The organism is Pseudoalteromonas sp. SG45-5, assembly GCF_014164085.1.
Lineage (GTDB): Bacteria > Pseudomonadota > Gammaproteobacteria > Enterobacterales > Alteromonadaceae > Pseudoalteromonas > Pseudoalteromonas aliena.
On the sequence record NZ_JACJEM010000067.1, the window covers coordinates 1 to 21,727 of the forward strand.

The window sequence follows — 21,727 nt, forward strand, 5'->3', positions numbered from 1 at the left end:
ATACGAGTAATTGAGAGTAATACTCTATCATGAGCATCGCTGATTTCACTTGCTTCAAGTCGGTTTTTTTCTCTTAAACGATCTTTTTCTAAAGCGGATAATCTGCGAGTTAAAGCCTTGATACTAGGAACGTTTCGAATGTACACTAGATAATTAAATATTAATTTCATACATCGCAATTATTAATTGGATGCTTATAACTGTACGCTTGGTTTGATTGTAATTTCACTTCTACACTGTCAATATTGATGTGAGCCATTACAGCTAAAGTAGTCAATAGTTACGTGCCCTGCATTTAATACAGGGCTTTGTTAGTTTGATATTTTATTGGCATTTTATAGTTGCATAGAGCTGATAACATTGGTTTTTACTGCCCGTGCTTTTCATGCCCCATGATTGGTTATACCAATCGAAGTCTCCATAGGCGCTTTCATCCTCTCCGCAAGTAATTGTGCTTCCAGATATTTCTTGGTTGTGGCCGCGCTCTTCACAAAATTGATTCCCATTTGTAGAGCCCACAAAAAACTGCTCTAAGCGCCCATTTATCCATACCTTTGGGCTGTAATAGGTTGTTGCAGTCTTGACTAGTACGCCTTGTTGCTCTTCCATATTTATTTCTGCGCGTTTAAAAGAGACTTTTTCATTTTCTTTTAATGTCATTGTGCTTGCTGAAAGCGTTGTATCTGCAAATACATTAAGTGATGCTAAACTTAAAGCGAGTAGAGCGAAAGTAAGTGTCTTCATTATCTTTTCCTTTAGTTGAATATAGAATTACACAAAACGTCTTTATTCAATGTGCCTACTAAGCTTGGTAAATACAGGTTTCAACAAAGTTAAGCTTTTATTAAAGTTTAAAATAATCGCTTTATATCATTGTATTTTTTCGCACCATGAAAAATATTTGAGTTACAGTTTATTCACTAGTTTTAGGCTGCTGGTGGTGTTATTTTGACGTTAATGAAAATTAAATCTCACGCAATGAATTTTAATTTTTAATGAATTAGGTAATTTTTATGACTCAAACTTTGGAACAAACAATGAAAAAAGTAGGCTTGGTTGGTTGGCGCGGCATGGTTGGCTCTGTTTTATTAGAGCGAATGCAACAAGAAAATGACTTTGCACTAATCGACACCACTTTTTTTACCACCTCTCAAACCGGCCAATTAGGCCCCAATTTAGCGGGTGATGCAAAGCCATTGCTCAATGCAAGCGATGTTGGCGAGCTTGCTAAAATGGATATTATTATTACCTGTCAAGGTGGTGACTACACAAATGCGGTATACCCTGCACTTCGCGAGTCGGGTTGGGATGGTTACTGGATTGATGCGGCGTCAGCATTGCGTATGAGCGACGACAGTATTATTGTGCTTGACCCCGTAAACAAAGATGTAATTGAACAAGGTTTAGCGCAAGGTGTTAAAACGTTTGTTGGGGGCAACTGCACGGTATCACTTATGTTACTTGCTTTAGGTGGTTTATTTGAACAAGACCTGATTGAATGGGTAAGTCCAATGACTTACCAAGCTGCCTCTGGCGCCGGTGCACGTAATATGAAAGAGCTTATTGCACAAATGGGCGCTATTCATGCAAGTGTTTCACAGCAGCTCGATAACCCAAGCTCCGCTATTTTAGAAATTGATAAAATAGTGAGTGAAAAAATGGCAGCAAACGATTTACCGCACGATCAGTTTGGCGTTCCTTTAGCTGGGAGCTTAATTCCTTGGATTGATGTACCTATGCCAAGCGGCCAATCTAAAGAAGAATGGAAGGCGCAGGTTGAAGCCAATAAAATTTTAGGCTCATCTAAACAGCCGGTGCCAATTGATGGTTTGTGTGTACGTATTGGTGCTATGCGTTGCCATAGTCAAGCGATGACCATTAAGCTACGTGAAGACATTAGCGTTGAAAAAATTGAACAAATATTAGCGTCTCATAATGAATGGGTAAAAGTTATCCCTAATCAACGTGAAATTAGCACCACAGATTTAACCCCAGTGAAAGTAACAGGCACTTTGAGCATTCCTGTTGGCCGTATTCGTAAATTAGCAATGGGAGAAAAATACATTAGCGCATTTACAGTCGGCGATCAGCTTTTATGGGGAGCAGCAGAGCCACTTCGTCGCATGCTGCGCATTATTGTTGGTTAGTGGTAATGTATTTTAGTCATTAAGCATCGATAAAAAGGGTTGGCAAAGCGCTAACCCTTTTTATTTTTAGTAAAGTATTAAACAATGCATCGATTTCAATAGAAATTTAATAGTACTTTTTTATGAATGCTCACTTTTGTTTATTATTGAATTTAAGTAAACTGTTGCTCCCAAGAAATAGCTTAACTAAGTGCATCAATGACCTCCCAGATAAATAATTTTGCTAATAAACGCTTAGCATTTGTTAGCTCATATTTTAGTTCTGCAATTTCTATCAATACGGTTGTTTCTTGTTTTATTATTTTTAGTAGTATTAACCACAGTGCAACTCAAGAAAAGTTCTATTGGTTTTTTACTTTAACGTTTATTTCGCTCCTTCGGATTGCCAGCCATTTATTTTTTTGTAATAAAAACGTTATAAAATATCATCTTTATTTTATTGGCTTACTACTTACCGCGCTTACGTGGGCTGCGTTTCCTATCTTGTTCTATGAGAAAATGGAAATACAGGAAAAGTTTGTATCCCTAGTTGTTTTCAGCTCATTAGCTGGTGGTGGTGTAAACGTTTTAGCCTCCGACATTCGATCTTCGTTGTCTTATATAACCTGTTTGTTGGTCCCTTTTAGTATTCTATTACTTTTACAGCCTATTGAAGATGAAAATATTTTAGGTATTTTAGGGCTCGTTTTATGGTTTATTTTGTGTTTTGTTACCGCTGTACGCTCTGCAAAAGATGTAAAGTCATCAATTAATAACGAACTTAAGTTAGACCAGTTTATTGAAAATTTAGAAAAGGAAGTACAACTGCGCACAGAGCAAGTCATTCTACTAGAGCAAAAAGATAACCTTACTAAATTATTCAATCGAGGTAGTTTTGTTTCTAATGTTGAGCTTGATTTAGCTAATAAAAATAATGATATTAAAGCTGTTTTATTTTTAGATATGGACGATTTTAAAATCATCAATGATAAATATGGCCATGAATTTGGTGATTTTGTATTAGCCCAAACGGGAAAGCGACTCGCTAAAACACAATCACAAGGCAACTTTATTGCTTGTCGATGGGGGGGAGATGAATTTATTTTTTATTCACGCAATAGTACTGAAGATGAACTTTATGACTGTATTTTTAAATTAGTTAAAACGTTAACTCAAATGGTTACTTTGGATAGTTACCAAGTTAAACCTTCTTTTAAAGTCGGCCTATACTTTACACGTGAAAATTTTGACCTTGAGCAAGCAATTAAATACGCCGATGTTGCAATGTATGAGGGTAAAAAAAGCCGTAACGAAGTCTCGGTATTTGATGATCGAATGCACCAAGCATTAAAAAGAGAATACATGCTACGTAATGCTATCGACGAATCTGTGAATAAAGGCGACTTTCATCTTTGTTATCAACCAATTGTTAATATTATGGATGAAAAAATAACCGCGTTTGAAGTCTTACTTCGCTGGCAGTTTGATGATGAATATATACCACCCTCGGAGTTTATTGATATTGCAGAGCGCTACGGAAAAATTAATATGCTTGGTGAGTTCGTTCTTGAGCAAGCAATAGCGAGTTTAAATGAACTAAATGCAATTGACTCAAGTGTCGCGCTTTCAATTAACGTATCGGTATTACAATTGGAAAATTATAAGTTTTTATCTTTACTTACTAGTCTAATAAAAACAAAAGCGGTAATTGCGAGTAATGTACATTTAGAAATTACAGAAACGGTGATGATAAAAAACTTAGCGTATTTATCTAAGGTTATTACACAAATAAAAGAAACTGGGGTGCGCATTTCTATCGATGATTTTGGAACGGGGTTTTCTTCAATTTCGGTTTTAAAAGAGCTATCAGTAGATAATATAAAGATTGATAAGTCATACATAGATAATATTTGTGAGCATTCAACAGATCAAAATATAGTGTCTGCTGTGACTCAAATGTCTCATATGATTGGTTGCCAAGTTGTTGCTGAAGGGGTAGAGAATAGTGCTCAGTTAGCGTTACTGAAAAGCTTAAGCATTGATAAATATCAAGGTTTTTTATTTAGCAAACCAGTGAAATTTACTAAGGCCCTTCAATTGCTTAAAATACATAACACGACTTAGATTTAATTTAACACGGCCTATAAATGGCGGTGTTTTTACCTTTGTATTAGCGCTGTATAATGATTTATCAGCTTGATTTATAGCATTGTTTATTACATTGAATATTTATAACCCCAAAGCTTGCTGTGACATTAATAGATTGCTCGTTAAGACGAAAAGGGTTATTTGCTAACGCGAGTCTTAGCTGTACTGGTATTGCTTTAGCTTCTTCTTCACTGCCACTAGTTGCGAGTATAACAAATTCCTCACCACAAATTCGGCCAAATAAGTCATTCGTATTTATGCCGTTGTACACTCTTTTCACCGCTTTAATGAGCACTAAATCGCCGTTAGCGTGTCCGTAATCATTATTTATCTTTTTATAGTTATCTATATCCCAATAAATTAAGCTCATATAGAAAATTAATAAGGTTATATAACTCAATGTATTCGAGATTAACTTTACTGCCTTGCATAAGTGCTAGCGTAGCTGCAAAAAATAAAAGTATTTCGCATAAAATATAAGTTATAGAGGTACCTATTTCTGCGGGCAGTGACTTTTGCTTATGGTTTAGAATGATCACAGCTAGCTGTTTAATAAATAGGGCTATTTATAACACTGGTATAGCACTTGCTGTAAAACCTAGGTAGAGCCGTTTTGTCGATAAATAACCTGCTATTAGGTTTTTTTAAATCATATATACGTGGTGTTTTTACAATTGTATGTTTTTTTACATATTTTAATTACTTACAGAGCTGCATATAAAGGGTATTAAAATGGGTTTCACCTCTAAACTTTTATTTAGTAAATGGTTTAATTTTTTAGCTATTGTTTTATCAATCCTCCTTATTATCAGGATCGCTGCACCTCATGCGATTCAGTATTATGTAAATTATCAACTTAAACACACTCAAGGTATTACTGGACATGTAGGCGATGTTGATTTGTTTTTATACAAAGGGGCCTATGCCATTGATGATATAGAAATTTATGCTGTCGATTCCGTTTCTGCCCCTAAACCATTACTTGGTGTAGAAACACTTAATTTTTCACTTGCATGGTCAGCACTTCTTAAAGGCAATGTAGTGACTAACATGGTGTTTACCCGCCCAGAAATTGTTATTTATGATAAAGATCCCAATACAGTAGAGCAAAATCAACAAGTAAAAGATGAAACAACATGGGTTGGACTTGCAAATAATTTAGTGTGGTTTTCTATTGATAGTTTGATGGTTAAACAAGGAAACGTAACGTTAGTTAATGTGATTAACAATACGGAGCAACCCACTTTTTTATCAAATATTAATGCTCGCATTAAAAACATCACAAATGCACAAAATTTAGAAAATTCTCTTGTAACATCGTTAAACATTGAAGGAAAACTAATGGGAGAGGCGATGTTAAAGCTCAGTGGCAAGCTTAATCCTTTTAGCAAACAGGCTAATTTTGATTTAAATGCTGAAGTGCAACGCTTTTCAGTTAAAAACCTCGACACTGTGTTTAAAGTATATACACCGTTTGATATTGAAGCTGGTGGAATAGATGGCGCTATGGAACTCGTAGCAAAAAATAATAATTTAACGGGTTACGTAAAAGCAGGCGTTCAAAACTTGCGTGTTTTCTCTTGGCGTGAAGACATTGAAAAAGATGATGATGGGGTATTTACAGCCATATTTGAGGGAAGTGTTGATTTACTCAGCAGCATACTTGAAAACGATGAATCAAAGCTCGTTGCAGCACGTATTCCAATTGAAGGGCAATTAAATAATGCCGATGTTTCGACTTTTCAAGCTATTGTATCGGTTTTTAAAAATGCCTTTTTTGATGCATTTAATATGAAAATAGATGACGTTATATCATTTGAAAATACAAAAAAGCAGCAAGCTGAAAAATAGCAAATATGAATAGGGCGGTTTATTCTAATGGATCTTAAGTGGCACCAAACCTTATAGAGACAGGTGCCACTTATACAGATCTAGGCCTTTTTCTCTAATATTACTTTTAACTCCGCAATTTGCGTTTTTAATTCGTTTACTTGCCCTTGTGTTGCGGGCAGAGAGTTATTATCTGCGAGTTCTTCTCGTGCATTACGATGCTCTTCACCCATAACTTCTAAAATTGCACCTACCATCATGTTTAAAAACACAAAAGCGGTTAAAAATATAAACGTAAGGTAATAAATCCAACTTAGCTCGTATACCGCCATTGTTTCGTACATTATGTCGGTCCAGTCTTCAAACGTGGCTATTCTAAACAAAGTTAACATTGAAATGGATACGTCTTGCCAAAGAACAGGGTTAATATCAGCAAACATCATGCTGCCCATTGCGGCGTAAATATAAAAAATAACAAACATGAGCAGGGCTATATAACCCATTTGTGGAATTGCTTTGAGTAGTGAGTTTACTAATAAGCGTAACTCTGGGATCATAGAGACTAATCGTAACACTCTAAATATTCGTAATAATCGCGCAATTAACATAGTAGAGCCTGCAGCAGGGTATAAACTGCCAAGTACTATAATGGTATCGAATATATTCCATCCTTTAGAAAAAAAGTCTTTTATACCTTTACTTGCAATAAAGCGAATTACTAACTCAATTAAAAAAAAGGCGGTAATGCCAATGTCCATCCAATTTAAGGCAAGCTCTACGGTTGGATGGAGTGAATAAGTATGTGCACCTACAGTAAGGGCAGAAACAATAATGACAGCTATAACAAATGATTGAAATATCTTGCTTTTGTCTATACGCTGAAACGACGTTTGTAACTGCGACATCATAATAAGGGGTCCTGTGAAAAGTAAGGTTTTATCGCGCTAATATACAATAATATTGCCATAATTTAACGCTTTTTTGATATCGAAAGTGTAAGGAAATTTAATGTTTATCAATAAACTAAAAAATAGTGCATTGCCAATTATTGGATTGTGCCTGTTAGCTGGTTGCAGTTCAGACGCACGCTTTCATGAGGTTCAATCGGCGCGGCTTAATGAATGTAACTATAAAGCAGATAAAGAATATTATGAATGCTTAAATAAACAAGACTCTAATTACGAAGAGTTTAAAAAAAAGCAAAAAGCAGAGACGAAATAAGTTGCGTGATTATTTATGACTAAAACACAAAAGCAGCGAGAGAAACAAATTCGCTTAGCATTAACTGTTGCGTGTGAAGCAATAAAAGAAACAGTAGTTGGCTTTAATTATTTAACACACACAGTCGATTTAAGTAATGAGGTGAGCACGTTAAAGGTGCAGTGCTATTTTAATGACGATATTGCGCTTGTCGCTGCTAAACCTCAGCTTGACGAATTAGCGGATATCATATTTACGCAGTTGGCGAGTATTAAACTGAATATTAAACCAGCACAGATTTTATTTTTTGCCAATTAATAGTGGTTTAGTTGGTTTGACAGCACAGTGATGTTTATAATTACATAAATTACTTTAAAGGTTTCAATTATGGCCGTTCCTACGCGTTCGCAAATTTCACCAGGCATAACAGTAAATATTGTATTAAAAGAAGATCAACGCAGCGGTACATTAACCGAAGGTGTTGTTGAGCGCCTTTTAACAAAATCACCAAATCACCCACACGGCATTAAAGTACGTTTAGAAGATGGTCAAGTTGGCCGAGTAAAAGAGATTTTATAATGGCAGCGTTAACAGAGCAGGCTTTTTGGGAATTAGTAACAACACCTGATTTAGGACTCGACCCACAAAGTGTGAGCGATAACCTAAAAACTAAACTTAATGATTTAAGCGATCAACACCTAATTGATTTTGATAAGCATTTTGGCATACATATGCGTAAATGTTTTACCTGGGATTTGTTTGGTGCCGCTTTTGTAATGGCTGGATGTAATGACGACTACGGTTTTAGTGAGTTTAGATGTTGGTTAATTTCTCGAGGTAAAACTGTTTTTGAAAATGCGCTAGTGGATCCCGACTCGATTGCACAGTGTACGCCTGTTTACTATTTAAACGAGCAACCTTATCCATACATCGATGAATATGACTTAATTGCTGGTTTATTATTTGAAGATCGCAATGAAGATGAATTACCGTTTATTCCATCAGGCAGCGATGAACCCAACGGTAAACGTTTTAAAGATAAACCTAAGTTTTTAAAGCAAAGCTACCCTTTATTATTTGCAAAGTACTGGCAGTAGCAATAGCACGTTAATCATTTTGTTGTTCGAGTCCGTATATAAACAGTACCAACAACAAAATGCATTGTTAATGCAGTATCTACTTCCTGTAGTGCGACTTCTCTCTTTTATAGTAAATCTCTGTTATAGTTGTTAAAAGTTATAAAAGCTAAGTGATTAGGCATTTTGCTATTATTTAACACGCTGACTCACGAGGATATATCTACAAAATGAAATACATAACACTCGCTTTATTAACAGTTGCTTTTACAAGCGTAAATGCTTTTTCTGAGCCAAGCAATAAAACCCGCTTTATACCACTTTTAAAATCAAAATTGGGTGCCTACGAAGTTGTGTCGGCCAATTCTGGATTATGTGTTAATAGTAATTTGAGTTTGACAGATGAAGGTGATGTAAGTGCGGGTTTTAAACTAGGTAAGCAAATTATATTTGGATCGCTCCACAATGGTACCCGAACCATTAAAAAACCAAACTTTTGTTTTATAACCAGCACACTTAAATATGAAAGTGATGGTCTTGAAAATGGCTTAAGAATGAGCCGTTGTGAAGATGCAATAAACGAAAAAACAATTAGCCAAAGTATCCGATTCTTAGCTGATAACACACTAAAGTACACATTGAGCGAACCCAGTGTAGAGTGTACATTTAAAAAAGCAGATGAAAGTAAATAAAGCATCTAGTAAGTAGCAAATCATTCGCAGTATATTTTAGGGATATCGCGCCAACGCGTGGTGTACTGCGGCGACAAAAAATCACGGTTCATGTGCCACCGGTCATTTAATTTACTACTAGCTAAACTAAGCATTCCTTTACCGTATCGATTGTTAATTGTGTCTAGGCATTGCATAAGCTTTGGATTATCAGGGCTCTTATTAAATAAGTCATTTTGCTGAAACTGTTCTGATATTAGCTCCACTGCGCCCACACCACACTTATAAAATCGGATTCCCGGTTGGTAAATATTATTAAATACCTCAGATACAGCATTAGCCATCACGCAGGTGTCGTTAGTGGGTGAGGGGAAATTATACACAAACGACTTTTTATAATATCTGTTTTCGCGCGCGCCACTGGCTGCAAAAATATAAAGCTGGTGAGTGAGCGAACGTTGCGCTCTTAGTTTATTAGCCACTGTGGTTACATGGTTAATTAGCGCCGTTTTAAGGGCTGTTGGCTCACATATGCGTTCTCCAAAACTACGGGTCGAAAAAACCTCTCGCTTGTCTTGTCGTACATCATCCCAGTCTAAACATGTTATCCCGTTAAGCTCGCTTACTGTACGTTCAACAACCACACTAAATGCACGGTGCATTGCTCTAGGGCTTTGCTGAGCAAGATCCCAGGCAGTATGTATATTCATTATTTTTAGTTTTTTTGCTAAGCGTTTACCTATCCCCCATACATCTTGACAACTCATTCTTTGCAAAATAGCCTGCCTACTTACTTCATTATCTATAACGGCTACGCCATTAAAACCATCTAACTTTTTAGCGGCATGGTTAGCTGCTTTTGCAAGAGTTGGAGTTGGCCCAAAGCCAACCCCTACAGGAAGTTTTGTCTCGCGCCATACTGTGCGCCTTATTGTATGACCGTATTCATGCCAGCCTTTAATTAACGATGTGTAGCCATTAAAGTGCAAAAACGATTCATCAATACTGTATATGTGTTGAGTATCGCAAAAGCGGCCAATAATATTCATCATCTTGTCGCTTAAATCAGCATAAAGCGCGTAATTGCTAGAGCGAATAACAACGTTGTTTTGCTCTAGTAAATGCTTAACTTTAAAGTACGGGCCAAATTTAGGAATATTTAAGCGCCGAGCAATAGGGCAAATAGCGCATACACAGCCATCATTATTGGTCAGTACAACTACGGGTTTAGATCGAATAGCAGGGTCGAATACTTTTTCGGCACTGGCATAAAACGACACAGCATCAACTAAAGCGTACATTTTAGTAACTCTGGGCTTTGTCTGTGCATTCTTATTGATAGCGTTACTACGCCTTCTAGCTGAAACTCGTCTGCAGAGGTTAGTTGTACAGGCTTATGTAAAGAAGAAGCTGAAAGCAGCCTTGCATTGGTTTTATCAAGTAGTTTGCATACAAAAAGGCCATTTAAGTTAGCAACAATAACGTCACCATTTTCTGCAGGCTCTGCACGGTCGATAACTAATAAGTCACCTTCAAAAATTCCGACTTCTTGCATAGAGTTACCCGATGCAATACCAATAAACGTAGCATCTGGATGCTTTATTAAAAGCTCATCAAGGGTTATACCTAGCTCGGTGTACTGCGCTGCGGGTGATTCAAAACCACACACGCCTGCTTCTATATAAATGGGAATGACAAACATAACACAACCTAAAACGCATATACTGTATAAATGTACAGTATATGCGTTTTATGTAAGTTATGCCAAGAAATGTATGGCTGATCAATCCATGTTTTTGATCATTTGTTGTGCGGTATCTAAAAAGTCTTTGATTTGTTGAGGGTTTAAGTTTTTACACATTTGATTATTTATTTTTTGCTCTGAGGCTAATAATTTATCAAAAAGAACTTTACCTTGCTCTGTAAGCGATAAAATAAAACAGCGTTTATCGTGCTCACTCGCTTGTTTATTAATTAAATTTAAGCCAATCAGCTCTTTAACTAAACGTGCTATTTGCGCTTTGTCACGCTGCGTTTTAGTAACAATATCGTTGGCCGTACAGTTATTTACGTTTGCGATAATATGTATGCAGCGTACGTGCATAGCATTAATACCAAGTTCGCCTGCGTTAATTGCTTCGCGAATTGTGACGCGGTAATTTTGCATTAATTCAAACAGCGTATTTGATAAAGGCGTATTCATAGAACCCTCAATATGGTTGACAAAGTCAATCAACTTGTTATAGTTGATTTTATCAACCAATGGGGCGTTGTGCAATGCCTGCTTTTTATAGCAGGTTGGTATTAAAGTCTAAGTTTTGTAAAACGAGGTAATACATGAGTAAACAAGTTCGCAAAGCCAACGTATTAAGTACACAGCAAATCACACCCCACCTACAGCGGATTGTTGTAGGCTCTGATGATGTTAAAGACTTAACCTCACAGTACATTGGTAACTATGTAAAAGTACTGTTCCCAAAAAATGGTGAAGTAGATTTTAACTTAAAAACAGCCTGTGTACGGTCATATACAATAAGGCATGTAGATGCACAAACAGGTGCGCTAACACTTGATTTTGTTATAAATATGCACCAAGGCCCTGCAACTGACTGGGCTAAAATTGCAAAAGTAGGCGACGAGCTAGGTATTGCAGGGCCAGGCCCTAAAAAGCTAGATAATTATGCGCATTCGCATTATGTATTGCTAGGCGATTTAACATCGGTAAATGCAATAAAAGGGTATGTGCAGCAATTACCTTTAACTTCAAAAATTGATGCTTTTGTACATGCGCCTACTGAGCAAGATATTATTGATTTAGAAACAAATCGCGACATAAACTGGGTAATCACCGATAGTGCTGATACAGCAATGCTAAGCGCACTTAAAAGTTTGTACATTACAGTAGAGCCTCCCATTGTATTTATGGCATTAGAGGCTGGGCTTGTTCGCAAAGCAAAAGCATTGTTAATAGAGCAATTTAATATACCGCGCAGTAATATTGTTTCCTCAGGTTATTGGAAAAAAGGCGTAGATTCAGAAGGCTATAAAAAGCAGCGCCAACGTGATGCACAGCTTGCCTGAATACCTTAGAGCAAAATAACATATACCTATTTTGCTTTAATACCTCTGCGTAACTTGAATTGAGCTAATTGCAAACCCATTTAAGTGTTTTATGTTAATGATGTAATCCATTATTAGCATGCATTTTTAGGAGCTGCTATTTTGTTAAATTCCATTCCTTTTTCGTTATTAGAACTTGCCCCCATGATCAAAGGGGACAGCGTTACTAACACTCTTCATAAAAGTACTAAATACGCCCAACGTGCTGATGAGCTTGGCTTTAACCGTTTTTGGCTTGCTGAGCATCATAATATGCCAGGTATAATTTGTGCGGCCACTTCTATTTTGGTTGGTCACATAGCGGGTAATACCAAAAAGATACGCGTTGGATCAGGTGGTATAATGCTGCCAAACCACTCCCCATTAGTTGTTGCTGAACAATTTGGTACATTAGAGAGCTTATATCCTGGGCGAATAGATTTAGGACTAGGGCGAGCACCAGGCAGCGACCAAGTAACGAGTCGTGCGCTAAATAACGATATGAGCCGCGCAGAAAACTTCCCAGGTGAAGTAACTGAGCTGCAAACATTGTTAGGTCCTTACAACGGTACGCATCCTATACGTGCTATACCAGGTGAGAACACAAATGTTCCTATTTGGTTATTAGGCTCGAGTTTATTTAGCGCGGAGTTAGCGGCGCAAAAAGGATTACCGTATGTATTTGCTGGGCATTTTGCACCGCGCTTTGTGCACGATGCAATAGCGTTGTATAAGCGCGAATTTAAAGCATCAAGCGTACTTAATAAGCCATACGTCATGCTTGCACTGCCTTTAGTGGCAGCAGACACCGACGATGAAGCGCAATACTTGTCGACTACTTCTAAGCAACGTGTGCTCGAACTTATACGCGGTAACGAGCTGTGGCTAAAACCACCTGTTGAGAGTATGGACGGGTTGTGGAGCGAACAAGAACGCGCTCATGTAGAGAACTTTTTAAGTCTAAGCGTAGTAGGCGGACATGTAAGTATTAAACACAAGTTAGAGATGATAGCGAAACAGCTAGAAGTTGATGAGTTTATATTTACTAACGACGTATTTGATAGTGAAAAACGCCACCGTGCACTCGAAATTTTAATGGAAATAAAGCACTAAAATATAGTTAGTTAAGCAAGCGTACACTCTGGGCTTGTTAACATACAGACATCATCAAAAGTTAAACTTTTTTAACTTATTTTATTAACTTTAAGTGATGTCTGTATTTGTTATTTAAATATTCAAAGTAAAATTGATTGCTATTTTTAGCATGTATTTTGCTTTATATACCGTTCTATTTTATCAATCGAACTGATTTAAACAATCAATTTTAAGATATCACTTTTATTTTTTATAATGTATGTATTAAACCAAACATCATTAAATAAAGGTAGGTTCACCGTGAAGTCTCTAAATAGTGCAACAGCTAATTCAGTTAACAAAACAGCGCAACCAAAAGTTGCACTGATTGCTGAAGGTGGCGGGCAGCGAGGGATCTTCACAGCTGGCGTACTTGATGCGTGGTTAGAGCAAGAGTACGACCCATTCGATTTATTCATTGGTACCTCAGCAGGCTCACAAAATTTAACCAGCTACTTAGCGCGTCAAAAAGGCTATGCTAAACGTTTAATTAGGGGACTATCTCGTAATAAACGCTTTTTCCAATTAGGCCGTGGCTTGGTTGGGAAACACATAGTCGATTTAGATTGGTACTTTGACAAAACCACCGAGGTAAACAGAGCCATAGATTTCAAAACAGCGAAAACTAGTTTAGGTGAGCGTGAACTACTTATAACAGCAACAAATGCACGAGATAGAAAAGCTTATTACTTATCGCCAACAGGTGAGAGTGGTCAATGGCGTGATTTGTTAAAGGCTTCTAGCGCACTTCCGTTTTTATACAAACAAGGTGTAAAGTTAACACCTTGGTTAAACGCAAAAGCAGCTAACGAAATACACCTTGCTGAAGAGCAAGTACAGAGCGATTTTTATCTAGACGGCGGTTTAGCCGCACCACTACCCGTGCGTGAAGCTTACAACCGAGGCGCTCGTAAAATTGTGGTAATAAGAACGGTTGACGCTAATTTTCAAGCGCAATCTGCATTGGTTCAAAAGCTAAGATTGCTTGCCTCTGCATCAGGTTATTGTCCAAAAACATTGGACTACTTAATACAGCACGAGAAAGCATATTTAGACGAGCTTGAGTTTATTGCAAACCCACCAAGTGATGTGGAAATAATACAAATTTTTGCAGACGAAAAACTGCATAGCAAATTATTAGGTAGTTCAAATAACGATTTACGTTTTGATCATAAATTAGGCTTGGCTGCAGGTCGCTCATACTTAGCAATGCAAAATTTACAGATTAACAGCAACAACCATTACAGTGCACCTACACAATACAGCTATAACTAATTAAATATAATTACAAAAAAGCGCATAACTTTATGCGCTATTTTTTTGCCATTCTTAATCCTCATTACGCCTAAACCTTATTGCATCAAAATAAAAACTATTGCATCCCGCACCTATGCGCAAAACAAAATACTGAATCTTAAAAAGATATTATTGATTTTTTAACTAATCAATATAAAGTGTAGGTGTGATTTGTTATTCACATTTATAGAAATAAAATTCAGTCTTAAATGTGCTTGCTTACAGATTATTAAACATCAATACACACTTCACTATGGGGTAAAGCCAAACTTAAACACTATTATGTTTAATGCATAATGAGCTGCCGGAGTTTTAAAGTTGAGTAGCGCTACATGCAGAGTTTAAAGTCGGTGCTAACATAAAGTAAAAGTATAAATAAAAAGGGATTAGTAATGTTCGATACCGTCGTCAAAAGTGTAAACAACCTTTTATGGGGAGAAGGGCAGGTACTTATTTATATACTTTTGTTTACAGGCATATGGTTTTCGGTACGACTAAAAGCAATTCAAATACTTAAATTTAAACATATGTTTAGCCTTTTAAAAGGCAGCAGCAAATGTAAAAAAGACGATATTTCCTCATTCCAAGCGTTGTGTACAGGGCTTTGCGCACGAGTAGGTACCGGTAATTTAGCCGGAGTGGCAGTGGCAATTTCACTTGGCGGCAGCGGCGCTATATTTTGGATGTGGGTAATAGCCATATTGGGTATGGCTACAGGCTTTGCCGAAAGTGTACTTGGGCAAGTATATAAAGTGCGTGATAGTGGCGGCGAGTTTAGAGGCGGCCCTGCGTATTATATTCAACAAGGTTTGGGTAGCCGGGCGTTTGCCATTATGTTTGCCGCGTGTTTGTTTTTAGGTTACGGCTTTACGTTTAGCGCAATGCAAACTAACACAATTACCGACGCACTTAATTACGCGTTTGAAGTTCCTACATTTTATTCAGGCTTAGTTATTACAGTACTAGCAGGCTCAATTATACTCGGTGGCTTTAAAGCAATTGCCCGATTTGCAGAGCGTGTTGTTCCAATAATGGGCATTGTATTTGTACTTGCCGCCGTTATTATTACGATTATAAATTTTACGCAAGTACCCGCCATGCTTAAAGATATATTTTTATCAGCGTTTGGTTTACAAGAAGCAGGCGCCGGTGCAATGGGCGCTGCGATTAAAAACGGTATTCAACGTGGTTTGTATTCTAATGAGGCCGGTGCAGGTAGTGTGCCGCATGCTTCAGCAAGTGCCAGCCCAATTCCTAATCACCCTGTAACGCAAGGTTACATACAAATGCTAGGCGTATTTTTCGATACAATCGTACTGTGTAGCTGTACCGCGGTGATCATTTTATTAGCCGATATAGATATTAGCGGCGAAATGGAAGGCATTCGTTTAACACAAAGCGCGATGACCGCTCATTTAGCACAAGGTGGTGTTTACTTTGTAGCAGCCGCTATAACCTTATTTGCTTTTACATCGGTGGTGGCAAACTACGCCTATGCAGAGAGTAACTTGCACCTCTTTAAGCTCGACAACAAAGTAGGGCGCGGCATTTACACTTTGCTTTATTTATCAATGATGTTGTGGGGCGCATCGGCGACCTTAAAAGAAGTCTGGGATTTAGCCGATATTGCCTTAGGGTTAATGACAGTGGTTAACGTTATCGCTATTATACTGTTAACGCCGACTATTTTGTCTGTCACGAGCGATTACCACGCACAAAGAGACAAAGGTTTAGAGCCCGAATTTAAAGTAAAAGATGTAAAAGTACAGGGTAAATGCGAAGACGGCATTTGGGACTAACTCAGCATACTTAACTATAAAAAGCGGTTTTATGGCAACATAAAGCCGCTTTTTATTTTGCATAAATATTCACTTTCAGTGTTATTGAAATAACTACAGCAACCAAAATAAAAGGCACAATTTTTTAGATGATCGAGATTCACGCAGGGAAAACAGCGGCTAAAATTATTAACGAACAGGGCTTTAAACCTGAACTTTTCACCTCTTTTTTAGGTGCAAGTGGCGGTCCTAAATGGTTTACATTATTTGGCTTAGATAAATATATTTTTGGTGAATTTTTTAAAAACCGTACCCAACCACTTAATTTAATTGGATCATCTGCTGGCGCTTTTCGCTCTGCGTGTTTTGCACAAAACGATCCTGTTGCTGCGATTGAGCGCTTAGCAAAATCGTATTCGCAAACTAGGTATTCAAGTAATAAACCAACACCTAGTGAAATAACAATAAAAGCGCGCGCATTACTTGAAGATGTTTTTGGCGATAACGGCGTAACCGAAATTATAAATAACCCAACATTTAAAGCGCACTTTATAGTAGCAAAATCGAATGGCTTTATTGCCAGCGAAAATAAATTAATACAGTTAATGGGTTTATCAAAAAGTTATATGTTAAACCGCGTTAACCGAAAATTATTAGGCTCGCAATATGAGCGTTTTATATTTGGCCCAGCAACAAGTGACTTATCAATTACCGACAGCTACAATTTTAAAACGCAAAACATAGCGCTTACTCAAAATAATTTAAAAGATGCATTACTTGCATCGGGTTCAATACCACTTGTTATGCAAGGCATAAAAAATATTGCAGGCTCGCCGCAAGGAATATATCGCGACGGCGGAATAATTGACTACCACTTTGATTTAAAAATTAATAATCCAGGACTTATTTTATATCCGCATTTTAATAGCGAGCCAAAAGCAGGGTGGTTCGATAAAAATTTAAAACGTAAAGTGTCACCACTTAATTACGACAACGTGGTAATGATTACTCCATCAAAAGAATTTGTAGCAAGCTTACCGTACGGAAAAATCCCAGACAGAAACGACTTTACCGATCTTGATGCAGATACGCGTATTAAATATTGGAACACCGTGCTTAGTGAAACTGAAAAGTTAGCCGAGGCGTTTGATAAAAAATTAACTGAAAGAGAAAATGTTCTAGATATAGACTATTGCGATAATAGGAAATAATAAATTGAAGAGTTATCCTGTAATGATCGAAAAAAATAAAATAACAATCACAGCCATTTTATATTTTTATGTAATATTCTGTTCAATCTCATATTAATGGGGATTTTGGCTCAAATTTGATATAAATATTTTATCCTATATAACACTGACTGAAATAGCAAAAAATACCGTATACCCAGCGCTACCTGCAGTATTTATATTTCTTTTGTTTTTAGGCACAGCGGCAGGTAGTAATTCAATTACGGAAAATACAAGATTAGAAAAAGGCCCTAATAAAATACAAAGAGTAATAAACTCTATTGTAGCTATAATTTTTATTATAAATACATCATTAATAATATTCATCATGATTAAACAAGGTACTAAGGTACTACAGCAAGCGGCTATGAAAAGTTGAAAGGAATATATCCGTTTATATCATGTCTAGTTTATATTGTTGTAATGTTGAATCTTAGAAAGACGAATATAAAAACCTTACCTCATATAGGGTTGTTTACAGCGGTATTTCTACCAACAGTTTTTTTCTTTGGAGGTACTTTAAAGTCGGATGAAATACTGAATGATAGAGCATCTGGGAAGTATGTCGTTTTTGAAAAGGGTATTTGTACCTCAACTAAAAATGAAAAGTATAAGTACATCGAAGTAATTGATAACAAAGTATTCAGTATCTCACTAAAAGATAAGAGCCTCTGCATTAGAAAAGCTGAAAATTTTAAACTAGTCGATTTTAAGATAGATAGCAGTACTATTTATCTATGAACTAATTTTAATAATGAAGTTAATGAATTTGTTTTAGCCAGAGAAAGGCTAGTATATAACAACTCATAAGTTACGTTATGTTAAATTGATTAGGTTTTAATAAAGCGAGCGTGATTATACAAACCAGCTCGCTTTTAGGAGAGTAATTTGGTGGTTAATTAAGCTCTGAATCAACCCAAAACTTAGTTCCTTTTAATACAGCTTGTAGTGCAAGGCCATTTTCGGTTACAGAATATACAGTTACTTGATCTGCAATAGCTTCGGCAACTACAGCGCCACCTTTATCACCATATTTAGCTGCTGCATCAGCGTTTCCGCCAAACGCCCAACCATGTTCAATAAATCTATTTAGTGCAGCTTGATTATGAAAAACCATTACAACGTTAAAATCTTTTACACCTAAACCAAGCCCTAAACCTGCTTCACCCATATTCATGTAAGTCGATTTACCCGTAAGGTTATTTTTAACCACGCCGTAACCGCCACCAAAACTGGCTAAAACAACATTTACGTTCGCGTTATCAAAAACAGCGTAACCAGCCGAATTAGCAATTTGTTTTTTAACATCAGGTTTTTCAGCGTATAGTTTATCTAATGTGTTTGCTTTCATACTTTGTACAAGTGACCGTTTTTCGCTTGGTGATGCACTACCTGTAGTCGCACAACCAGTTAACGTAACAGTTAAAGCAAGTACGCTTAGTATAATTAGTGTTTTCATAATGTTTTCCTTAATAAGATATAGCAACCAACAACCATAGAATAATCACAGTATTAAAATAATTAGAGCTTTACTATGTCCAATACTAGACAGTATCGGACTTTAACGTTATTCTGTAAGCCTATTATTTAATTGAATATTTATACATTATGCTTGTTGCTTTGGTTGATACGTTAAAACAATTAAGATATCAAATTGCCCATCTAGATGACGGTACTCTAAATTCAGAATACCCAGAACTTGCATCCTTTATACAGGAAATTGGCTTGACTGTAACTGAATCAAAAGCCGATCTGAAATTCTTGTATCAGTTTTTATATGTTTATGGCCGAAAATCAGAAGCCACATATAGTCGTTTTCGAAATGAGCTTGAACGCTTTTATTTATGGTCGTGGTTAATAGCAGAAAAATCAGTATTCGATTTAAAACGTGAAGATATTGAAGCTTACGTTGATTTTATGGTCGAACCCGATAAAGAATGGGCTGCAACTTCAGTGCAATGGCGTTATAAAGATGAGCAAGGAATTCGTAGATTAAATCAAAATTGGCGCCCTTTTATGCTAAAAGAATCGACTGCCAGCCAACAAACTTTATCGGCAATGTTTACTGCCTTAAATGTATTTTATAAGTTTGCCCTACTCGAAGAAAAAACATTCGCGAACTTTGTCCCTGTTGTTAAAAAAAATAGCCCGTATTTAGTTGTTCAATCACAAATTCAAATTCCTGATACATTAAGTGATATTCAATGGGAATACGTTTTTGGTGTAACGCGTGATTTATGCGAACATAACCCTGATTTAGAGCGAAATTTATTTACGCTTGCCTGCTTAAAAGGTCTTTATTTACGAATTTCAGAATTATCTGAGCGCCCACAATGGTCGCCGGTGATGTCTCATTTTTGGCAAGATAATGATGGATTTTGGTTTTTACGTATAATGGGTAAAGGGAATAAATTACGAGATGTAACCTTAAGCGATGATTTTGTTGAATATTTAAAACGTTATAGACTATACAGAGGTTTACCTGCCCTTCCCCGTGTTGATGAGTCAGATCCTTTGGTTCATAAAATTCGCGGGCAAGGTGGTATGACCGTAAGGCAAATTAGGCGTTTAGTTCAACAAAGTTTTGATTATGCACAGCAATCATTACTCGATGATGGTTTTAAAGATGATGCAGAACAACTTGGCGCTGCAACTGCACATTGGCTTCGTCATACTGGTGCCACACACGATGCGCAAACCAGACCGCTTAAACATTTATCGGAAGATTTAGGCCATTCTAAAATTGCGACTACCGATCAAATTTATATTCAAACAAATATTAAAGAGCGAGCAAAGTCAGGGCTTAAAAGGAAAATTTAATGGAGTATTTAGTAATAGCATTTATAGGCGGATTATTTTTAATTTATTCTTTAACACTTCGCCAGTTAGAAAAAACAGAAGTAACAGGTCCAATGTTTTTTGTTGTTGGCGGAATATGTTTAGCTTCAATGCTACCCAACGAAGGGCATAAAATAAAAGAAGGCGTTGATCTTTTATTACCATTTATAGAGCTTACGCTAAGTATTTTTTTATTTTCTGATGCAGCAAAATCAAAGTTGAGTGTATTAAGGCATAGTTTTCAGTATCCTAGTTTACTGTTGTTTGTTGCCCTACCCTTAACTTTATTACTCGGTATTGCTGTTGCTTTATTTTTCTTTGCTGAGCTTTCACTTATTCAAGCAGCGTTGCTTGCTATTATTTTAACACCTACTGATGCGGCATTAAGTAAAGGGTTACTAGCAAGTACACAAGTGCCTGAAAAAATACGTGAAGGGATAAATACTGAAAGTGGCTTGAACGATGGATTATGCGTGCCCATATTTTTAATATTTATATTACTCGCTAAAAATCCAGATTCAGCTATTACCGCAACACAAACATTAAGTGTGTTTGGCCGAGAGCTTGGCTTGGCTTTATTAATAGCTATTACAAGTATTATTGTTTTTATACCGAGTTTAAACTTTGCAATGAAACGTCATTACTTTGCGCAAAATACCAGTCCGTTTTTATTACTCGGTTTTGCTATGGCTGTGTTTTCTGTCACTCAGTATTTTCATGGCAGTGGATTTATTGCGGTGTTTATTGCCGGTTTATTATTTGATAAATTTTCGACTGAAGAAGTTAGAACAGAATTAATTGAAGACTCAGAGCATATCGCAGATTTCACATCGTTAATGATTTGGTGCTTGTTCGGGTTTGTTTGTGCTTACTTAGTTATTCCGAAATTAAATACTGAAATAATAATTTACGCTTTATTGAGCTCAACATTAATTAGAATAATTCCAGTTATGTTGTCATTGCAGTTTACGGCATTGAGTATTAAAGAGCGTTTTACATTTGCGTGGTTTGGGCCAAGAGGATTAGCATCAATTGTTTTTACATTGATGGTGATAGATACGCAAATAGAAAACAAATATCAAATAGCGACAATAGCAATGACGACTATTTTGTTTAGTGTATTTATACATGGCATTAGCACTAAACCTATTGCTGATAGTTTTGCTAAAAAATAGTTTTTAAAACAGTTATTTAAATTAGATAATTAAAATAATAGATTTGAAAAAGGCGTAACGGTTATTCCATCACTGATGAAGTTAATCGTTGCGCCTTTTTGTATTTAATAAATAATTTACTAAATTT

The 21,727-nt window shown here is 36.5% G+C and carries 22 protein-coding genes; 15 read left to right on the forward strand and 7 right to left on the reverse strand.

Going from position 1 to position 21,727, the window contains the following annotated elements; translation table 11 throughout:
• Nucleotides 1-324 precede the first annotated feature (324 nt).
• Nucleotides 325-744 (reverse strand): hypothetical protein, encoded by a 420-nt coding sequence (locus H5119_RS17635; protein ID WP_182703156.1) that lies wholly within the window; start codon nucleotides 742-744, stop codon nucleotides 325-327.
• Nucleotides 745-1,013: 269 nt separating this feature from the next.
• On the opposite strand from H5119_RS17635, the gene asd reads away from it, so the two are divergent.
• Nucleotides 1,014-2,147 (forward strand): aspartate-semialdehyde dehydrogenase, encoded by a 1,134-nt coding sequence (asd, locus tag H5119_RS17640; protein ID WP_182703157.1) that lies wholly within the window; start codon nucleotides 1,014-1,016, stop codon nucleotides 2,145-2,147.
• A 198-nt stretch (nucleotides 2,148-2,345) separates the two neighbouring features.
• Complete coding sequence (locus H5119_RS17645; RefSeq protein ID WP_182703158.1) at nucleotides 2,346-4,250, forward strand: bifunctional diguanylate cyclase/phosphodiesterase; 1,905 nt, start codon at nucleotides 2,346-2,348, stop codon at nucleotides 4,248-4,250.
• 67 nt (nucleotides 4,251-4,317) lie between these two features.
• On the opposite strand, the gene H5119_RS17650 is transcribed toward H5119_RS17645, so the two are convergent.
• On the reverse strand, nucleotides 4,318-4,644 hold the full coding sequence (locus H5119_RS17650; protein ID WP_182703159.1) for a GGDEF domain-containing protein: 327 nt from the start codon (nucleotides 4,642-4,644) through the stop codon (nucleotides 4,318-4,320).
• A 362-nt stretch (nucleotides 4,645-5,006) separates the two neighbouring features.
• Between H5119_RS17650 and H5119_RS17655 the strand changes: the two genes are divergently transcribed.
• Nucleotides 5,007-6,125: a DUF748 domain-containing protein gene (locus H5119_RS17655; RefSeq protein ID WP_182703160.1), complete on the forward strand. Its 1,119-nt coding sequence runs from the start codon at nucleotides 5,007-5,009 to the stop codon at nucleotides 6,123-6,125.
• A gap of 80 nt (nucleotides 6,126-6,205) precedes the next feature.
• Here H5119_RS17655 and H5119_RS17660 read toward each other — a convergent pair whose 3' ends face one another.
• Nucleotides 6,206-7,012, reverse strand: coding sequence for an ion transporter (locus H5119_RS17660; RefSeq protein WP_182703161.1), 807 nt, complete (start codon nucleotides 7,010-7,012; stop codon nucleotides 6,206-6,208).
• A gap of 100 nt (nucleotides 7,013-7,112) precedes the next feature.
• Between H5119_RS17660 and H5119_RS17665 the strand changes: the two genes are divergently transcribed.
• The 5 genes from H5119_RS17665 to H5119_RS17685 all read left to right on the forward strand — a co-directional run bounded on the left by H5119_RS17665 (nucleotide 7,113) and on the right by H5119_RS17685 (nucleotide 9,072).
• Entirely contained in the window at nucleotides 7,113-7,325 is a 213-nt protein-coding gene (locus H5119_RS17665) for a hypothetical protein (RefSeq protein WP_077535320.1), read from the forward strand.
• Between the two features lie 15 nt (nucleotides 7,326-7,340).
• Nucleotides 7,341-7,622: a hypothetical protein gene (locus H5119_RS17670; protein ID WP_182703162.1), complete on the forward strand. Its 282-nt coding sequence runs from the start codon at nucleotides 7,341-7,343 to the stop codon at nucleotides 7,620-7,622.
• A gap of 69 nt (nucleotides 7,623-7,691) precedes the next feature.
• Nucleotides 7,692-7,883, forward strand: coding sequence for a YwbE family protein (locus H5119_RS17675; RefSeq protein ID WP_007377588.1), 192 nt, complete (start codon nucleotides 7,692-7,694; stop codon nucleotides 7,881-7,883).
• The gene (locus H5119_RS17680; RefSeq protein ID WP_182703163.1) at nucleotides 7,883-8,401 is read left to right on the forward strand and encodes a DUF4240 domain-containing protein; all 519 of its coding nucleotides are present in this window, start codon (nucleotides 7,883-7,885) and stop codon (nucleotides 8,399-8,401) included. The genes H5119_RS17675 and H5119_RS17680 overlap by 1 nt, the downstream gene beginning before the upstream one ends.
• A gap of 209 nt (nucleotides 8,402-8,610) precedes the next feature.
• Nucleotides 8,611-9,072 carry a hypothetical protein gene (locus H5119_RS17685; protein WP_182703164.1) on the forward strand — a complete coding sequence of 154 codons (462 nt, stop codon included), beginning with the start codon at nucleotides 8,611-8,613 and terminating at the stop codon, nucleotides 9,070-9,072.
• A 20-nt stretch (nucleotides 9,073-9,092) separates the two neighbouring features.
• Here H5119_RS17685 and H5119_RS17690 read toward each other — a convergent pair whose 3' ends face one another.
• The 3 genes from H5119_RS17690 to H5119_RS17700 all read right to left on the reverse strand — a co-directional run bounded on the left by H5119_RS17690 (nucleotide 9,093) and on the right by H5119_RS17700 (nucleotide 11,254).
• Nucleotides 9,093-10,352, reverse strand: a complete 1,260-nt coding sequence (locus tag H5119_RS17690) for a Y-family DNA polymerase (protein ID WP_182703165.1) — start codon at nucleotides 10,350-10,352, stop codon at nucleotides 9,093-9,095.
• A complete protein-coding gene (locus H5119_RS17695; protein ID WP_182703166.1) occupies nucleotides 10,340-10,753 on the reverse strand; it encodes a S24 family peptidase in 414 nt (137 codons plus the stop codon). Before H5119_RS17695 ends, H5119_RS17690 begins: the two co-directional genes overlap by 13 nt.
• Before the next feature lie 81 nt (nucleotides 10,754-10,834).
• Nucleotides 10,835-11,254, reverse strand: coding sequence for a MarR family winged helix-turn-helix transcriptional regulator (locus tag H5119_RS17700; protein WP_182703167.1), 420 nt, complete (start codon nucleotides 11,252-11,254; stop codon nucleotides 10,835-10,837).
• Between the two features lie 134 nt (nucleotides 11,255-11,388).
• Between H5119_RS17700 and H5119_RS17705 the strand changes: the two genes are divergently transcribed.
• The 5 genes from H5119_RS17705 (at nucleotide 11,389) to H5119_RS17725 (ending at nucleotide 17,569) form a co-directional block, all read left to right on the forward strand.
• Nucleotides 11,389-12,132, forward strand: coding sequence for a siderophore-interacting protein (locus H5119_RS17705; protein ID WP_182703168.1), 744 nt, complete (start codon nucleotides 11,389-11,391; stop codon nucleotides 12,130-12,132).
• Between the two features lie 141 nt (nucleotides 12,133-12,273).
• Entirely contained in the window at nucleotides 12,274-13,263 is a 990-nt protein-coding gene (locus H5119_RS17710) for an LLM class flavin-dependent oxidoreductase (RefSeq protein WP_182703169.1), read from the forward strand.
• A 282-nt stretch (nucleotides 13,264-13,545) separates the two neighbouring features.
• The gene (locus H5119_RS17715; protein ID WP_182703170.1) at nucleotides 13,546-14,559 is read left to right on the forward strand and encodes a patatin family protein; all 1,014 of its coding nucleotides are present in this window, start codon (nucleotides 13,546-13,548) and stop codon (nucleotides 14,557-14,559) included.
• Between the two features lie 413 nt (nucleotides 14,560-14,972).
• Entirely contained in the window at nucleotides 14,973-16,379 is a 1,407-nt protein-coding gene (locus tag H5119_RS17720) for a sodium:alanine symporter family protein (RefSeq protein ID WP_182703171.1), read from the forward strand.
• Between the two features lie 128 nt (nucleotides 16,380-16,507).
• Complete coding sequence (locus H5119_RS17725) at nucleotides 16,508-17,569, forward strand: patatin-like phospholipase family protein (protein ID WP_182703172.1); 1,062 nt, start codon at nucleotides 16,508-16,510, stop codon at nucleotides 17,567-17,569.
• Between the two features lie 913 nt (nucleotides 17,570-18,482).
• On the opposite strand, the gene H5119_RS17730 is transcribed toward H5119_RS17725, so the two are convergent.
• Nucleotides 18,483-19,046, reverse strand: coding sequence for a YSC84-related protein (locus H5119_RS17730; protein ID WP_182703173.1), 564 nt, complete (start codon nucleotides 19,044-19,046; stop codon nucleotides 18,483-18,485).
• A gap of 149 nt (nucleotides 19,047-19,195) precedes the next feature.
• Between H5119_RS17730 and H5119_RS17735 the strand changes: the two genes are divergently transcribed.
• Nucleotides 19,196-20,407, forward strand: coding sequence for a tyrosine-type recombinase/integrase (locus H5119_RS17735; RefSeq protein WP_182703174.1), 1,212 nt, complete (start codon nucleotides 19,196-19,198; stop codon nucleotides 20,405-20,407).
• The gene (locus tag H5119_RS17740; RefSeq protein WP_182703175.1) at nucleotides 20,407-21,600 is read left to right on the forward strand and encodes a sodium:proton antiporter; all 1,194 of its coding nucleotides are present in this window, start codon (nucleotides 20,407-20,409) and stop codon (nucleotides 21,598-21,600) included. The genes H5119_RS17735 and H5119_RS17740 overlap by 1 nt, the downstream gene beginning before the upstream one ends.
• The last annotated feature ends 127 nt before the right edge of the window (nucleotides 21,601-21,727 follow it).